This is a genomic window from Stutzerimonas chloritidismutans AW-1 (genome assembly GCF_000495915.1).
GTDB lineage: Bacteria > Pseudomonadota > Gammaproteobacteria > Pseudomonadales > Pseudomonadaceae > Stutzerimonas > Stutzerimonas chloritidismutans.
In genome coordinates this window covers 60,620-74,857 of the sequence record NZ_AOFQ01000057.1, presented here as the reverse complement: position 1 = coordinate 74,857, position 14,238 = coordinate 60,620, and the positions used below count along the sequence as shown (strand labels likewise).

Here is a 14,238-nt window from a genome sequence, read left to right as displayed (position 1 = left end):
ACCTCTTCGCTTCGAAAAATAGGCCGATGGTAGGAAGAGTCCTGCGTAGCTGCCTGTCTGAAAAGTCTTCGAATGGCTGTGGATTGGGTGTCCGAGTCGGCGTGGAATCCACAGATTGGTGAATAAAAGCTTTGTCGCCCGTCGAAACCTAGCTAGAGCTAAGAACTAGCTGGTTCTGAAAAATATCGTTAAACACTAGAAATGTGAATCGCCCCGGATTTCTTAGACACTTTCCAGGCTCAGTAAATGTCGCTTCTCAAACTCTACCGGTGACAGCTGGTTGTTGAAACCGTGTCGGCGTTTTGGGTTGTAAAACATCTCGATGTAGTCGAACACATCAGCGCGTGCGTCTTGCCTGGTGCTATAGATTTTTCGCCTGATCCGTTCCCGCTTCAGCAGCTGGAAAAAGCTTTCCGCTACTGCGTTGTCATGGCAATTGCCGCGCCGACTCATACTGCCAAGTAAGTTGTTGGCTTTCAGGAAGCTCTGCCAGTCGCCGCTGCTGAACTGGCTCCCCTGATCTGAGTGAATCATCACCTCCTGCTTTGGCTTACGCCGCCAAACTGCCATCAGCAACGCATCAATAGCCAGATCGCTGGTCATCTGCGGTTTCATTGACCAACCGATTACCTGTCGCGAGAACAGATCGAGCACCACCGCCAAATACAACCAGCCCTCATAGGTGCGGATGTAGGTGATGTCCGTTACCCAGACCTTGTTGGGTTCGGTGACATTGAATCGGCGCTCCAGATGATTCGGTGAGGCCGCTGGAGGCTTACCACCATAGCGGCCCGGTCGACGACGATACCCTGTCTGTGAGCGCAGCCCTTCCAAGCGCATCAGTCGAGCAACACGATGTTTGCCGCATGCTTCTCCAAGCTCACGCAGGTCGTCGTGGATTTTGCGGTAGCCGTACACACCGCCGCTCTCTAGCCACGCGTGCTTGATCAGTCCAAGCAGGCGTTGATCATCCTTGGCTCGTGCCGACTTCGGTTCAGCCAGCCACGCGTAGTAACCGCTGGCATGTACTTTCAGCGTTAGGCACAGGCGGCGAACCGAATAGTCAGCGGATAGCCGGTTGATGAAAGCGTACTTCAGCCGCACTCCTTGGCAAAGTACGCGGCGGCCTTTTTTAGGATGTCTCGCTCTTCAGTCACGCGCTTGAGTTCAGCACGCAGACGGCGTAGTTCAGCGTGTTGATCGTCCTCTTGCGCGCGCTGCTCTTGAGGCTTGCTGTAGCGTTTAACCCAGGCATACAGGCTGTGGGTCGACATGCCCAAACGAGCAGCGACCTCAGCCACTGGCAGACCTCGTTCGGTCACCTGTTTGACTGCTTCGATTTTGAATTCTTCGGGATAACGCGGGTTGCTCATGGCACCTCCTAATAGGCCATATTATGAGGTCTGGAGGTGTCTACGAAACTAGGGGCGATTCAGGCTTCTCTAGCGACAGTGGGTAGTCGGATTGGTAATCAGGCATCGTTCGATGCCCGGAACTACGGCTATCCAAGGCTGGTAGACCTTTTTGCGGCCATCGATCTTTTCGAGATGAAGCGAGTCAACCATCACCCTCAGATTCGGTACAAGAGACGATTTGTCACTTCAGTGGCCTGACCTATTGGCTGAGGCCACTTCAGCTTGAATCGCTGAGCGCTGTAGATGATTCGAGAGCCAGGGATACAGCTAGCCGTATCAGTCATCCATAGTCAGGTGCCTGGGCATGCCTCAAGCTTTAGCGGCGTGCGACTGTCCCATCTTTGGGGTGAAGGCCAAGGGACGATAGGCCTGAAGCCCTCGACGGACGGGGCTTCCATCAATTTGCCGTCCTCCCTAAGCTGAGTTTCATTGACACGGTGTCAATCCATACCGACCCGCGCCAGGTGGCGGTTACCTTGGTTTGTAGTGCTCTCCTGTGAGGGCTTACGGAAAATGCCATTTATTCCGGTCATTTCGACGAAAAATGCCACTTTATCTGGCTCAATCATGCCAATAATCGTGCCCATTTCGCGCGTAAGTCATTGATTTTACTGTGTGGTGAATGACAGGTTTGTTGCCCGTCGACATTCGCCGCCGTTCCAGACCAAGGCAACAAAACACAACCCCGACTCACAAGGTCGGGGTTTTTGTTTTTAGGGATAGGTTGTCTAAATCGAACTGACTGTTTTAATCAATTTCGAAATAGACCCCTTCCGGCGTAAGGTTGCCTCATTCGAGGTTCATCACCTTACCGAGCCCTCCGGGCCACCATAGTTCACGAGGACAGTTGCCAATGTTGGACACCAATCTCAAGACCCAGTTGAAAGCCTACCTGGAGAAGGTCACCCAGCCCTTCGAGATCGTCGCGTCCCTCGATGACGGCGAGAAATCCCGGGAAATGCTGAGCCTGCTGCAGGACATCGCCGGCCTCAGCGACAAGATCACCCTCAAGACCGACGGTGACGATGCACGCAAGCCGTCGTTCTCGCTCAATCGCATCGGCGGCAACATCAGCCTGCGTTTTGCCGGCATCCCCATGGGCCACGAATTCACCTCGCTGGTGCTGGCCCTGCTGCAGGTCGGCGGCCACCCGTCGAAGACGGCGCCGGAGGTGATCGAGCAGATCAAGGCGCTGGATGGCGACTACAGCTTCGAAACCTACTTCTCGCTGTCTTGCCAGAACTGCCCGGACGTGGTCCAGGCGCTGAACCTGATGGCCGTGCTCAACCCGAACATCAAGCACGTCGCCATCGACGGCGCACTGTTCCAGGACGAAGTCGAAGCCCGTCAGATCATGTCGGTGCCGAGCATCTACCTCAACGGCGAGCTGTTCACCCAGGGTCGCATGAGTGAGGAAGAGATCCTCGCCAAGCTCGATACCGGCTCCAGCGCCCGTGACGCCGAGAAGCTCAAGGCCAAGGACGCCTTCGACGTGTTGGTGGTCGGCGGTGGCCCGGCCGGCGCCGCAGCGGCCATCTACGCGGCGCGCAAGGGCATCCGCACCGGTGTCGCCGCCGAGCGCTTCGGCGGTCAGGTGCTCGACACCATGGCCATCGAGAACTTCATCTCGGTGAAGGAAACCGAAGGCCCGAAACTGGCCCGCGCGCTGGAAGAGCACGTGCGCGAGTACGAGGTCGACATCATGAACCTGCAGCGCGCCAGCCAGCTGATCCCGGCCGGCGACGACGGCCTGCATCGCGTGCAGTTCGAGAACGGCGGCGAGCTCAAGGCCAAGACCCTGATCCTCGCCACCGGCGCGCGCTGGCGCGAAATGAACGTGCCCGGCGAGCAGGAATACCGCGGCCGTGGCGTCGCCTACTGCCCGCACTGCGACGGCCCGCTGTTCAAGGGCAAGCGCGTGGCAGTGATCGGTGGCGGTAACTCCGGCGTGGAAGCGGCCATCGACCTGGCCGGCATCGTCGCTCACGTGACCCTGCTCGAGTTCGGCGAGGAACTGCGTGCCGACGCGGTGCTGCAGCGCAAGCTCAACAGCCTGCCCAACGTCCGCGTGCTGAAGATGGCGCAGACCACCGAGGTCAAGGGCGACGGCCAAAAGGTCACCGGCCTGGTCTACAAGGACCGCACTAACGACGAGCTGCACAACGTCGAGCTGGAAGGCATCTTCGTGCAGATCGGCCTGCTGCCCAACAGCGAATGGCTCAAGGGCACCCTGGAGCTGTCACGCTTCGGCGAGATCATCGTCGACGCCAAGGGCCAGACCAGCATCCCCGGTGTGTTTGCTGCCGGCGACGTGACCACGGTGCCGTACAAGCAGATCGTGATCGCCGTCGGCGAAGGCGCCAAGGCCTCGCTGAGCGCCTTCGATCACCTGATCCGGTCGTCCGCGCCGGCCTGAATCGAAGCGCAATAAAGAAGGGGAGCAGCCGCGAGGTTGCTCCCCTTTTTCATTGCGTGCCGTTTGCTAGGCGAGCGTCGGACTGTGAAGCACGCAGCGATTGCGCCCTTCGTGTTTTGCCTGATACAGCGCCTGATCGGCTTGTTGCAGCAGACGTTCGTAATCCGGATGGCCGTCATGCACTGCCATACCGATGCTGACGGTGACCTGCAGAACTGCTCCATTGGATAGACGGAACTGCTCACGGGCGATGCGCTCGCGCAACTTCTCTGCCGCGGCAAACGCCTTGTTGGCATCTATGTCCACTAGTACCAGCAGGAACTCTTCGCCGCCCAGGCGGAACGCATAGTCGCCACCGCGGGTGTTGCTGGCCAGCAGCGCACCGACCTGCTGCAGAATCTGGTCACCGCCGTCATGGCCATGGGTGTCGTTGATGCGCTTGAAGTGGTCGACATCGATGGCGAGCACGCCGAAGGTGTTGTTCGACTGGCGCGCGTAAAGCACTTCCTTGGCCATCACCACCGGCAGGAACTTGCGGTTGAGTAGCCGCGTCAGCACGTCTCGGCCGGCCTCCAGGTCGTTGGCCTGTTCGAACAGGCTGTCGAGCAAAAACTTGATCGAGCGGGTCTGTTCGCGGATCTGATGCAGCTTGCCCAGCCGCGCACTGGCGTCCTGCAGCCCGCCAATGGCTTTGAGCTCCTGATCGATGCGCTCGATATAGTCGAGGATACTGGCGCTTTCCGGCGAACCCTGGAACGCGTGGGAGGCCTTGTGGCGGAACCACAGGCCGAACTCGGAACCCGCCAGTTGCGGCAGCGCGCCGGTCAGGTTGCCGATCGCCAGGTCGAACATCAGCTGATTCTCCCAATCGAGCAGTGCCGCGCGCTGTCGCTCTTTTTCGACGCCGATGTTCTGCGAGACGGAGAACAGCCGATAGGCCTCCTCGGCGCGGGAGTTGCGATCGTGAGACTGGGAATAGGCGAAGCAGATGATCTCCACCGCCAGGTCGATCAGGTCGGAACCCATGCGTGCCGCTTTGCGTCGCACTGGCTCGGCGAGATCGCGCTGTTCCAGCAACTGGCGCAGGCGGCCCTTGAGCGAGCGGGAGCCGCGCAGCACCAGGCTGACCGGAATCTCGATGCGGGCGTGGATGTCGCCGACCTTGCGCTGCAGGTCTATGACGGCGTCGAGGTCGCTATGGGCCGTCGACGAACATACCGTGACGATCCACTTCTGCATCGATTTGCCGAGGCGGTTCTTCACCTGATCGTGGGACAGGAAGCTGGCCGAATGGGGATCGGCAAGCATCTGGGAATAGAAATGCTCGGCCAGCTCGGCGCTCTTTTCTTCGGCAACGGCCTGCAGTGCGATAGCCGCTTCGGCAGGATAGCCGTCCAGCAGGCGCAGCCATTCGGCGACCAGCTGGTGGTTGGGTATTTGCTGCATAGGGGACTCGTGAAGCTGAGGCGCGCGTCCCTGCCCTGCCTCAGCGTAGTGATCAGAGGGTCGGGCGACCCTGAGCTTCGAGCTGGCTGACTTGCGCGTTGATCCAATCTTCGGCGCGTTGATTGAGCTCGGCGATGGCCCGCGGGCTTTCGCTGTCGGCGAACATGGCCGGGCCGATCACCACCTGGATAGTGCCGGGACGCTTGCCCCAACCGGCCTTCGGCCAGAACATGCCGGCGTTGTGCGCGATGGGCAGCACTGGCAGACCGGCGTTGACTGCCAGGGCCGCGCCGCTGCGGGAGAACTTGCCCTGCTCACCCACTGGTACGCGGGTGCCTTCCGGGAATATCAGCACCCAGGCGCCCTGCTCCAGACGCTCGTGACCCTGCTTGGCGACCTGGCGCAGCGCCGCCTTGGGGTTGTCGCGATCAATGGCGATCGGCTTGAGCAGCATGACCCCCCAGCCGAAGAACGGCACCCGCAACAACTCACGCTTGAGCACCTGAGTCAGCGGCTCGAAATAGGCCGAGAGAAAGAAGGTTTCCCAGGTGCTCTGGTGCTTGGCCAGGATCACGCAGGGACGCGCCGGCACATTCTCGGCGCCATGCACCTCGTAGCGCAGGCCAACCAGCGTCTTGCCCAACCACACGGCGCAGCGACACCAGTTCTGTACCACGAAGCGATAGCGCGCGCGGAACGCCATGAACGGGGCGAACACCAGGCTCACCAGGCACCAGGCGAACGCGGTGAACGCCAGCATGAAGTAGAACAGGGCGATACGAACGGGTAACAGGAGGCTCATCGAGAACTCTCGAGTAGATGATCGACAACAGCGGCAAGGTCATCGAAGACCCGAGTGCCCGGCGGCAGAGTACCCTCCAGGGTGCGCAGGCCTTTGCCGGTCCTGACCAGATAAGGCACGCCGCCGAGCAGCATGCCGGCGTGTAGATCGCGGTGACTGTCGCCTACCACCGGTACGCCCTTCAGGTCCGCCAGGCCGAAATGCTCGGCGATGCTGCGGAACATTCCAGGCTTCGGCTTGCGGCAGTTGCAGCCGTCGTCCGGGCCGTGCGGGCAGTGCACGATCAGGTCGATACGTCCGCCCTGCTCCATCACCAGCTGCTGCATCTTGAAATGCATGTCACCGAGGGTGCTGAGGTCGAACTTGCCGCGCGCGACACCGGACTGGTTGGTGGCAACCGCCACCGTCCAGCCGGCTTTGCACAGCCGCGCGATGGCTTCCAGCGACCCGGGAATGGGGATCCACTCCTCCAGCGACTTCACGTACTCGTCGGAGTCCTCGTTGATTACCCCATCGCGGTCCAGCACGATCAGCTTCACGGGCTTAGCCAAGTGCGGAAATATCGGCAACGCCAAGGAACAGTCCTCTCAGCCGGGCCAGCAAGGCATAACGATTGGCACGTACCGAAGCGTCTTCGGCATTTACCAGCACCGCCTCGAAGAAGGCATCCACCGGGCCACGCAGGTGCGCCAAACGCTCCAGCGCCTCGCGGTACTGACGCGCGGCGGCCAACGGTTGTACCGCCTGCTCGGCCTGCTGAATCGCCGAGTACAGCGAGAACTCGGTGGCGTTGTCGAACCAGCGTGGCTCTACCGCTTCCGGCAGCTTCGCATCGAACTTGCTCAGCAGGTTGGAGACACGCTTGTTGGCGGCAGCCAGGGACGCCGCTTCCGGCAATGTGCGGAACGCCTGCACGGCCTGCACGCGCTGGTCGAAGTCCAGCGCCGAACCAGGCTGCACGGCACGCACCGAGAGGTAGGCAGCGACGTCGACGCCTTCGTCCTCGTAGCGCGCACGCAGGCGATCGAAGATGAACTCCAGGACCTGATCGGCGAGGCCGGCCGACTTGACCTGCGTACCGAACTGGTCGATGGCGAAGTTCACTGCCTCGACCAGATTCAGGTCCAGCTGCTTCTCGATGAGGATGCGCAGCACGCCAAGGGCGGCGCGGCGCAGGGCGTAGGGGTCCTTGGAGCCGGTCGGCAGCATGCCGATGCCGAAGATCCCGACCAGGGTATCGAGCTTGTCCGCCACGGCCACAGCTGCGCCAGTGAGTGTGCTCGGCAGCTCGCCGCCGGCACCGCGCGGCATGTACTGCTCGTTCAGCGCCAGCGCCACGTCTTCCGGCTCGCCGTCGTTGAGCGCGTAGTAGTAACCGGCAACGCCCTGCATTTCCGGAAACTCGCCAACCATCTCGGTGGCCAGGTCGGCCTTGCTCAGCAGGCCGGCACGCATGGCGCGCGCCTTGTCGCCGCCGGTGCGCTCGGCGATCAGCCCGGCCAGACGCGAGACACGCTCGGCTTTGTCGTACACGGTGCCGAGCTGGGCCTGGAACACCACGTTCTTCAGACGATCGTTGAAGCGTTCCAGCGGCTGCTTCTTGTCCTGCTTGAAGAAGAACTCGGCGTCGGTCAGACGCGGACGCACGACCTTCTCGTTGCCGGAGACGATCTGCGCCGGGTCCTTCGATTCGATATTGGCCACGGTGATGAAGCGTGGCAGCAGTTTGCCGTTGGTATCCAGCAGGCAGAAATACTTTTGGTTGTCCTGCATGGTGGAGATGAGCGCCTCCTGCGGCACCTCGAGGAAACGCTCCTCGAACGAGCAGACCAGCGGCACCGGCCACTCCACCAGGGCGGTGACCTCATCGAGCAGCGCCGGCGGCACGATGGCCGTACCGTTCTGCTCGGCAGCCAGCTGCTCGACGCGCTTGGCGATCAGCTCGCGGCGCTCGGCGAAGTCGGCGATCACATGGGCGCCACGCAGGTCTTCCAGATAGCTGGAAGGCTTGGAAATATGCACCTGGCCCGGGCTGTGGAAGCGGTGGCCGCGGGATTCGCGCCCGGCACGCTGGGCGAGTATCTCGCAATCGATCACATGCTCGCCGAAGAGCATCACCAGCCACTGGGTCGGACGGACGAATTCTTCCTTGCGTGCGGCCCAGCGCATGCGCTTCGGGATCGGCAGATCGTTCAGCGAGGCCTCGACGATGCCTGGCAGCAGCTGGGTGGCCGGCTGGCCCTCGATGGTACGGCTGAACTTGAGCTTCGGCCCGCTGCGATCGATCTCGGCAAGGTCGACGCCACACTTGCGGGCAAAGCCCAGGGCAGCTTGAGTCGGCTCACCGTCGGCGTCGAAGGCGGCCTGCATCGGTGGGCCGTCGAGGTTGATGCTGCGATCAGGCTGCTGAGTCGCCAGCTGCTCGACCAGCACCGCCAGGCGGCGCGGCGCGGCGTAGGCCTGTGCTTTCACGAAGTCCAGGCCGGCGTCCTTCAAGCCCTTCTCGATACCGGTGCAGAAAGCTTCGGCCAGCTTGGCGAGCGCCTTCGGTGGCAGTTCTTCGGTACCCAGTTCGACGAGAAAATCCAGTGCACTCATTCTGCAGCCTCCAGCTTGGCCAGCACTTCGTCACGCAGTTCGGGGGTGGCCATGGGGAAGCCGAGTTTGGCCCGGGCCAGCAGGTAGCTCTGGGCGATCGAGCGGGCCAGGCTGCGCACGCGCAGGATGTACTGTTGGCGCGCGGTGACCGAAATGGCACGGCGGGCATCGAGCAGGTTGAAGGTGTGCGACGCCTTGACCACCATTTCGTAGGCCGGCAGCGGCAGCTCGGCAGCCATCAAACGGTTGGCCTCGCTCTCGTAGAAATCGAAGAGTTCGAACAGCTTCGGCACGTTGGCGTGCTCGAAGTTGTAGGTCGACTGCTCCACCTCGTTCTGGTGGAACACATCGCCGTAGGTCACGGTGCCGAACGGACCATCGGCCCAGATCAGGTCGTAGACCGAGTCGACGCCCTGTAGGTACATGGCCAGGCGCTCGAGACCGTAGGTGATCTCGCCGGTGACCGGATAGCACTCGACGCCGCCGACCTGCTGGAAGTAGGTGAACTGAGTGACTTCCATGCCGTTGAGCCAGACTTCCCAGCCCAGGCCCCAAGCACCGAGGGTCGGCGATTCCCAGTTGTCCTCGACGAAGCGTACGTCGTGCACCGAGGTGTCGACGCCGATGCGGCGCAGCGACTCCAGGTATAGGTCCTGGATGTTGTCCGGGTTGGGCTTGAGCACCACCTGGAACTGGTAGTAGTGCTGCAGGCGGTTGGGGTTCTCGCCATAGCGGCCATCGGCCGGGCGGCGCGAAGGCTGAACATAGGCGGCGTTCCAGGTCTCGGGACCGATGGCGCGCAGGAAGGTGGCGGTGTGGAACGTACCGGCGCCCATTTCCATGTCATAGGGCTGCAGGACCACGCAACCCTGCTCGGCCCAGTAGCTTTGCAGGGCGAGGATCAGGTCTTGGAAGGTGCGCACGGCAGGCGTAGTCTGGCTCAAAATTTCACCTGTGCTGGGCTTCGACAGAAAGCCTCGAAGTATACCCCCCGCATGGTCGCGCTTGCGATGGTTTCGGCCATCGGACGAGGCCTGCGCAAGGAGACCACATGCCACGTTGCGCCTGGTGCGGCACGGACCCGCTGTACATCGACTACCACGATCGCGAATGGGGCGTACCGGCCCGCGATCCGCAGGTACTGTTCGAATTCCTCTTGCTCGAAGCCTTTCAGGCCGGGCTCTCCTGGATCACCGTGTTGCGCAAGCGCGAGCGCTACCGGCAGGTGCTGTTCGGTTTCGATGCCGAACGTCTGGCGCGCATGAGCGATGCCGAGATCGACGAGCGCATGCTGGACCCCGGCATCATCCGCAACCGTCTCAAGCTCAAGGCGGCGCGGCAGAATGCCCGCGCCTGGTTGCAGCTGGAGGATCCGGTGGGTTTCGTCTGGTCGTTCGTCGGCGGCGAGCCGAAGATCAACCGCTTCGAGCGCATCGATCAGGTGCCGGCGGTCTCCCCCGAGGCCGAGGCTATGAGCCGCGCGCTGAAGAAGGCTGGCTTCAGCTTCGTCGGCCCGACCATCTGCTACGCCTACATGCAGGCCTGCGGCATGGTCATGGACCACCTGACCGATTGCGAGCGCCACGCCGAGCTGGCCGGGATGCTTGAAACACTGCACGCCTGAGCTGCCAGGATGTGTGTCGTTGCCGCCGCTGCGCCTGAAAGCTGGCGACGGTTGCAGGTAGACTAGGCAACCTGAAAATTTCGGAGTGCGGTGTGGAAAAGCTCAAAGGTGCCATCGTCGTCGGCTCCCTGCGACTGTTCGCTCGACTGCCCTGGCGCATGGTCCAGGGCCTGGGCTCGATGATCGGCTGGCTGATGTGGAAGCTGCCGAACCGCTCGCGGGACGTCGCGCGAATCAACCTGCACAAGTGCTTCCCCGAGCTGAGCCCGGCGGAACTCGACGCCCTGCTCGGCCGCACCCTGCGTGAAACCGGCATGACCTTCACCGAAAGCGCCTGCGCCTGGATCTGGCCGGCGGAAAAGACCCTGAAACTGGTCCGCGAAGTCGAAGGCCTGGACGTGCTGCAAGCGGCGCTGGCCTCGGGCAAGGGCGTGGTCGGCATCACCAGTCACCTGGGCAATTGGGAAGTGCTCAATCATTTCTACTGCGCGCAATGCAAGCCGATCATCTTCTACCGACCGCCGAAACTGAAGGCGGTGGACGATCTGCTGCGCCAGCAGCGTGTGCAGCTGGGCAATCGCGTCGCGCCCTCGACCAGGGAAGGCATTCTCAGCGTCATCAAGGAGGTTCGGCGCGGTGGTGCGGTGGGTATTCCGGCGGACCCGGAGCCGAGCGAAGGCAGTGGCATCTTTGTGCCCTTCTTCGCCACCCAGGCGCTGACCAGCAAGTTCGTGCCCGGCATGCTCGCCGGCGGCAAGGCGGTTGGGGTGTTCCTTCATGCATTGCGTCTGGAGGACGGTTCGGGCTACAAGGTCGTCCTCGAGGCCGCACCCGAAGGGATGTACAGCGAAGATGCGGAAACTGGCGTAGCGGCGATGAGCGCAATGATCGAGAAGTATGTGCGCGCCTATCCCAGCCAGTACATGTGGACCATGAAGCGCTTCAAGAAACGCCCCGCCGGCGAGAAGCGCTGGTACTGATCAGGCTCAAACAACAACAACAGGGACGAGCGCATGCAAAACCAGAGACAGCATCCGCGTACCAACATGAAGTGCCGCATCCGCATTGCGCATCCGGCCTTTGGCGAGGTCTTCGCGCAGACCCGTGATCTATCCGATGGTGGCGTCTACGTCCGGCATCCGGAGCTGGTGGTGCTGCATCCCGGCGACGAGGTGACCGGCCAGGTCCAGGCCCTGCCGATTCCGGCGCCGGAACTGCGAATGGTGGTGATGCGGGTGGATGCCGAAGGGGTCGGCCTGCAGTTCGTGCACGAAACCTGACCGCTGGCCGCGGCGCGCCGGTTCAGTCGGGCGTCAGCCGGTCGAGCCGGCGCAGGAATACGGTCATTTCCTTTTCCGCCTGCTTGTCGCCCTGGGCGTTCGCCGCGGCGATTCCGCGCTCCCACGTCTGATGGGCGCCGGGCTTGTCGCCGTCGGCCTGCAGCGCCTTGCCCAGCAGTTTCCAGGCAGCGGAGTATTTCGGATCGAGTTCGACGCAGCGGCGCAGGTGCTCCGCCGCCCGCCCCGGCTGCCCGGCATCCATGTAGCCCTTGCCGAGGCCGAAACGCAGCATCGGATTGTCCATGCCTTGGGAAAGCATCTTTTCCAGCGATTCGAGCATCTTGAAGACCTTTTCGGTGCAGCGCTCCGGGGCGTTTCCTCACTTTAGTGCATCGCCGCCGTCGGGCAATAGCGGCAGCATACGCCATTGGTCTTAGCTGTTGCGGGGCGTTCGCCGTCTTCGTGTGGGCTGGGTTGCAAGCGGCTCAGTGGGCCTCGTTGACCGCGCTGAGAAACTCCCGGGTGCGTTCCTCGCGCGGGTTGTTGAACAGCTCGTCCGGGCTGCCCTGCTCGTGAATCCGGCCCTGATGGAAGAAGCACACGCGATCGGCGAACTCACGGGCAAAGCCCATCTGGTGGGTCACCATCAGCATCGTCAGGTTGTGCGCCTCGCCGAGGCGGCGGATGACATTGAGCACTTCGCCGCAGAGCTCCGGGTCCAGCGCCGAGGTCACTTCGTCGAACAGCATCACCTTCGGCCGCATCGCCAGTGCGCGGGCAATCGCCACGCGCTGTTGCTGACCGCCGGAGAGTTGCGCCGGGAAGTGCTCCAGCTTGTCCTCCAGGCCGACCATGGCCAGCAGCTCCTCTGCCCGCTCGCGGGCCTCGCGCTTGCTCAGCCCGAGCACCTGTACCGGCGCTTCCATGACGTTCTGCAACGCGTTCATGTGCGGGAACAGGTTGAAGCTCTGGAACACCATGCCGACCTTGCCACGCACACGTCGCAGGTGACGGGCATTGGCCGGGACCAACTGGCCGCTGGTGTCGGGCATGTGCGTCAGCGGCTCGCCGTCGACCTCGATCACGCCTTCGTCAATGCCTTCCAGGGTCATCAGCACCCGCAACAGGGTGGATTTGCCCGAGCCGCTGGGGCCGATGATCGCGACCTTCTCGCCTTCCTCGATCTGCAGGTCGAGCCCGTCGAGCACGGTCAGTTCACCGTAGCGCTTGGTCACGCCGGCGAAGCGCACCAAAGGTTGCGCCTGCTCCGGTTGTTGCGGCGTCGGGTTCAGGGTGTCCGTGGACTGCATCGGCGTATTCATCGGGCCAGCTCCATGCGGTTTTCCAGACGGCGCACGCACCAGGCGAGGCCGAGGCTGAGAATGAGGAAGAACAGGCCGACCATGGTGATCGGCTCCAGATAGCGGAAACTCTCGGAGCCGATGTTCTTGGCCCGCTGCATGATTTCCACCACGGTGATCGCCGACAGCACTGGCGTGTCCTTGAGGATCGAGATCAGGTAGTTGCCCAGCGCCGGCAGCACCGGACGCAGCGCTTGCGGCAGGATCACGTCGCGGTAGGCGGTCCAGGGCTTCATGTTCAGCGCGGTGACGGCTTCCCATTGCGAACGGGGCACCGCATCCAGGCCGGCACGGTAGACCTCGGCGGTGTAGCAGGCGTAATGCAGGGCGATGCCGATGATGCCTGCCTGCATGGCGCTGAAATTGAGGCCGTAGTTGGGGAACACGTAGAACAGGAAGTACACCTGGATCAGCAGCGGTGTGCTGCGGATGAACTCGATCAGCCCGGTGATCGGCCAGGATAGCCAGCGCAGGCGGCTGCGGCGGCCAATGGCGAGGAACAGGCCGAGCACCACGGCGATGGCGAAGCCGGCCAGGGCGATGCCGATGGTGGTCAGCGAGGCATCCAGCAGGCGCGGCAGGATCTCGCGGGCGAACTGCCAGTCGAAGAAATTCATGACAGGCCTCCGCGCATCCGCCCGCGGGCCAGCCGGTGTTCCAGCTGGCGCATGCCGAAGTTGATCGCCTGGGCCAGGACGAAGTAGATCACCAGCGCCAGGCCGAAGATCTCCATGGTCATCAGCGTCGCCTGATCCAGCTGGCGGGCGCGGAAGGCCAGATCCGACAGGGTGATCAGCGACACCAGCGAAGTGTTCTTCAGCAACTCGATCAGCAGGTTGGTGCCGGGCGGAATTGCCGCGAGCAACGCCTGCGGCAGGATGATTCGGCGCATGCGTGTCAGCGGCGTCATGTTCAGCGCCTGACAGGCTTCGTGCTGGCCCTGGTGTACCGAGCGGATCGCGCCGCGCAGTACCTCGGCCCCATAGGCGCCGATGTTCAGGCCCAGGCCGACCACTGCCACGGCGAAGGCACTCATTTCGACATTGAACGGTGGCATCGGCAGCACGAAGTACAGCCAGAACAGCTGCACCAGCAGCGACGAGCCGCGGAAGACCTCGATGTAGGTGATGGCCAGCCAGCGCAATGGCGCCACCGGCGAAAGCCGCGCCAGCGCGGCGATCAGCGCGCAGGCGATGGCCAGCAGGGAGCCGAAGAAGGTCACCTTCACGGTGACCCAGGCACCCTGCAGCAGCAGAGGAAGCAGTTCGATCATGATGGCGCTATCCGGTTTTCCGG

The 14,238-nt window shown here is 62.5% G+C and carries 15 protein-coding genes; 5 read left to right on the top strand and 10 right to left on the bottom strand.

What is annotated here, in order from left to right:
- Window positions 1-222: 222 nt before the first annotated feature.
- A protein-coding gene (locus tag F753_RS43480; RefSeq protein WP_156924045.1) for an IS3 family transposase occupies window positions 223-1,373 on the bottom strand; the annotation gives its coding sequence in 2 pieces (ribosomal slippage) (window positions 223-1,130 and window positions 1,130-1,373; 1,152 coding nt in all).
- A 36-nt stretch (window positions 1,374-1,409) separates the two neighbouring features.
- Between F753_RS43480 and F753_RS50325 the strand changes: the two genes are divergently transcribed.
- Both F753_RS50325 and ahpF read left to right on the top strand, forming a co-directional pair.
- Window positions 1,410-1,613, top strand: a complete 204-nt coding sequence (locus F753_RS50325; protein ID WP_209320153.1) for an OST-HTH/LOTUS domain-containing protein — start codon at window positions 1,410-1,412, stop codon at window positions 1,611-1,613.
- Between the two features lie 655 nt (window positions 1,614-2,268).
- Window positions 2,269-3,831, top strand: a complete 1,563-nt coding sequence (gene ahpF, locus F753_RS43470; protein WP_023446446.1) for an alkyl hydroperoxide reductase subunit F — start codon at window positions 2,269-2,271, stop codon at window positions 3,829-3,831.
- A 66-nt stretch (window positions 3,832-3,897) separates the two neighbouring features.
- On the opposite strand, the gene F753_RS43465 is transcribed toward ahpF, so the two are convergent.
- The 5 genes from F753_RS43465 to glyQ are packed head-to-tail and all read right to left on the bottom strand — an operon-like array spanning window position 3,898 to window position 9,621.
- Window positions 3,898-5,277 carry a GGDEF domain-containing protein gene (locus F753_RS43465; RefSeq protein WP_023446445.1) on the bottom strand — a complete coding sequence of 460 codons (1,380 nt, stop codon included), beginning with the start codon at window positions 5,275-5,277 and terminating at the stop codon, window positions 3,898-3,900.
- Window positions 5,278-5,329: 52 nt separating this feature from the next.
- Complete coding sequence (locus F753_RS43460) at window positions 5,330-6,079, bottom strand: lysophospholipid acyltransferase family protein (RefSeq protein ID WP_023446444.1); 750 nt, start codon at window positions 6,077-6,079, stop codon at window positions 5,330-5,332.
- Window positions 6,076-6,618 (bottom strand): D-glycero-beta-D-manno-heptose 1,7-bisphosphate 7-phosphatase, encoded by a 543-nt coding sequence (gene gmhB / locus F753_RS43455; protein ID WP_023446443.1) that lies wholly within the window; start codon window positions 6,616-6,618, stop codon window positions 6,076-6,078. Before gmhB ends, F753_RS43460 begins: the two co-directional genes overlap by 4 nt.
- A gap of 4 nt (window positions 6,619-6,622) precedes the next feature.
- A complete protein-coding gene (gene glyS / locus F753_RS43450) occupies window positions 6,623-8,677 on the bottom strand; it encodes a glycine--tRNA ligase subunit beta (RefSeq protein ID WP_023446442.1) in 2,055 nt (684 codons plus the stop codon).
- Window positions 8,674-9,621 (bottom strand): glycine--tRNA ligase subunit alpha, encoded by a 948-nt coding sequence (gene glyQ, locus F753_RS43445; protein ID WP_003284253.1) that lies wholly within the window; start codon window positions 9,619-9,621, stop codon window positions 8,674-8,676. Before glyQ ends, glyS begins: the two co-directional genes overlap by 4 nt.
- Window positions 9,622-9,728: 107 nt before the next feature.
- Here glyQ and F753_RS43440 point away from each other — a divergent pair, with 107 nt between their 5' ends.
- From F753_RS43440 to F753_RS43430, 3 genes are all read left to right on the top strand, one after another.
- Window positions 9,729-10,301, top strand: a complete 573-nt coding sequence (locus F753_RS43440) for a DNA-3-methyladenine glycosylase I (protein ID WP_023446441.1) — start codon at window positions 9,729-9,731, stop codon at window positions 10,299-10,301.
- Window positions 10,302-10,393: 92 nt separating this feature from the next.
- Window positions 10,394-11,281 (top strand): lysophospholipid acyltransferase, encoded by an 888-nt coding sequence (locus tag F753_RS43435; protein ID WP_014818497.1) that lies wholly within the window; start codon window positions 10,394-10,396, stop codon window positions 11,279-11,281.
- A 33-nt stretch (window positions 11,282-11,314) separates the two neighbouring features.
- Window positions 11,315-11,581 carry a PilZ domain-containing protein gene (locus tag F753_RS43430; protein WP_023446440.1) on the top strand — a complete coding sequence of 89 codons (267 nt, stop codon included), beginning with the start codon at window positions 11,315-11,317 and terminating at the stop codon, window positions 11,579-11,581.
- A 22-nt stretch (window positions 11,582-11,603) separates the two neighbouring features.
- Here the strand turns inward: F753_RS43430 and F753_RS43425 are convergent, their stop codons facing one another.
- The 4 genes from F753_RS43425 to ehuC form a co-directional block, all read right to left on the bottom strand.
- Window positions 11,604-11,921, bottom strand: coding sequence for a tetratricopeptide repeat protein (locus F753_RS43425; RefSeq protein ID WP_023446439.1), 318 nt, complete (start codon window positions 11,919-11,921; stop codon window positions 11,604-11,606).
- A gap of 145 nt (window positions 11,922-12,066) precedes the next feature.
- Window positions 12,067-12,903, bottom strand: a complete 837-nt coding sequence (gene ehuA, locus F753_RS43420; RefSeq protein ID WP_023446438.1) for an ectoine/hydroxyectoine ABC transporter ATP-binding protein EhuA — start codon at window positions 12,901-12,903, stop codon at window positions 12,067-12,069.
- Window positions 12,900-13,559: an ectoine/hydroxyectoine ABC transporter permease subunit EhuD gene (gene ehuD, locus F753_RS43415; RefSeq protein ID WP_023446437.1), complete on the bottom strand. Its 660-nt coding sequence runs from the start codon at window positions 13,557-13,559 to the stop codon at window positions 12,900-12,902. The genes ehuA and ehuD overlap by 4 nt, the downstream gene beginning before the upstream one ends.
- On the bottom strand, window positions 13,556-14,215 hold the full coding sequence (gene ehuC, locus F753_RS43410; protein ID WP_023446436.1) for an ectoine/hydroxyectoine ABC transporter permease subunit EhuC: 660 nt from the start codon (window positions 14,213-14,215) through the stop codon (window positions 13,556-13,558). Before ehuC ends, ehuD begins: the two co-directional genes overlap by 4 nt.
- Between the last annotated feature and the right edge of the window lie 23 nt (window positions 14,216-14,238).

Coding starts and splice junctions, on each gene's coding strand:
- ahpF (WP_023446446.1), top strand. CDS start 2,269: ATGTTGGACACCAATCTCAAGACCCAGTTGAAAGCCTACCTGGAGAAG.
- F753_RS43465 (WP_023446445.1), bottom strand. CDS start 5,277: ATGCAGCAAATACCCAACCACCAGCTGGTCGCCGAATGGCTGCGCCTG.
- F753_RS43460 (WP_023446444.1), bottom strand. CDS start 6,079: ATGAGCCTCCTGTTACCCGTTCGTATCGCCCTGTTCTACTTCATGCTG.
- glyS (WP_023446442.1), bottom strand. CDS start 8,677: ATGAGTGCACTGGATTTTCTCGTCGAACTGGGTACCGAAGAACTGCCA.
- F753_RS43440 (WP_023446441.1), top strand. CDS start 9,729: ATGCCACGTTGCGCCTGGTGCGGCACGGACCCGCTGTACATCGACTAC.
- F753_RS43430 (WP_023446440.1), top strand. CDS start 11,315: ATGCAAAACCAGAGACAGCATCCGCGTACCAACATGAAGTGCCGCATC.
- F753_RS43425 (WP_023446439.1), bottom strand. CDS start 11,921: ATGCTCGAATCGCTGGAAAAGATGCTTTCCCAAGGCATGGACAATCCG.
- ehuA (WP_023446438.1), bottom strand. CDS start 12,903: ATGAATACGCCGATGCAGTCCACGGACACCCTGAACCCGACGCCGCAA.
- ehuD (WP_023446437.1), bottom strand. CDS start 13,559: ATGAATTTCTTCGACTGGCAGTTCGCCCGCGAGATCCTGCCGCGCCTG.
- ehuC (WP_023446436.1), bottom strand. CDS start 14,215: ATGATCGAACTGCTTCCTCTGCTGCTGCAGGGTGCCTGGGTCACCGTG.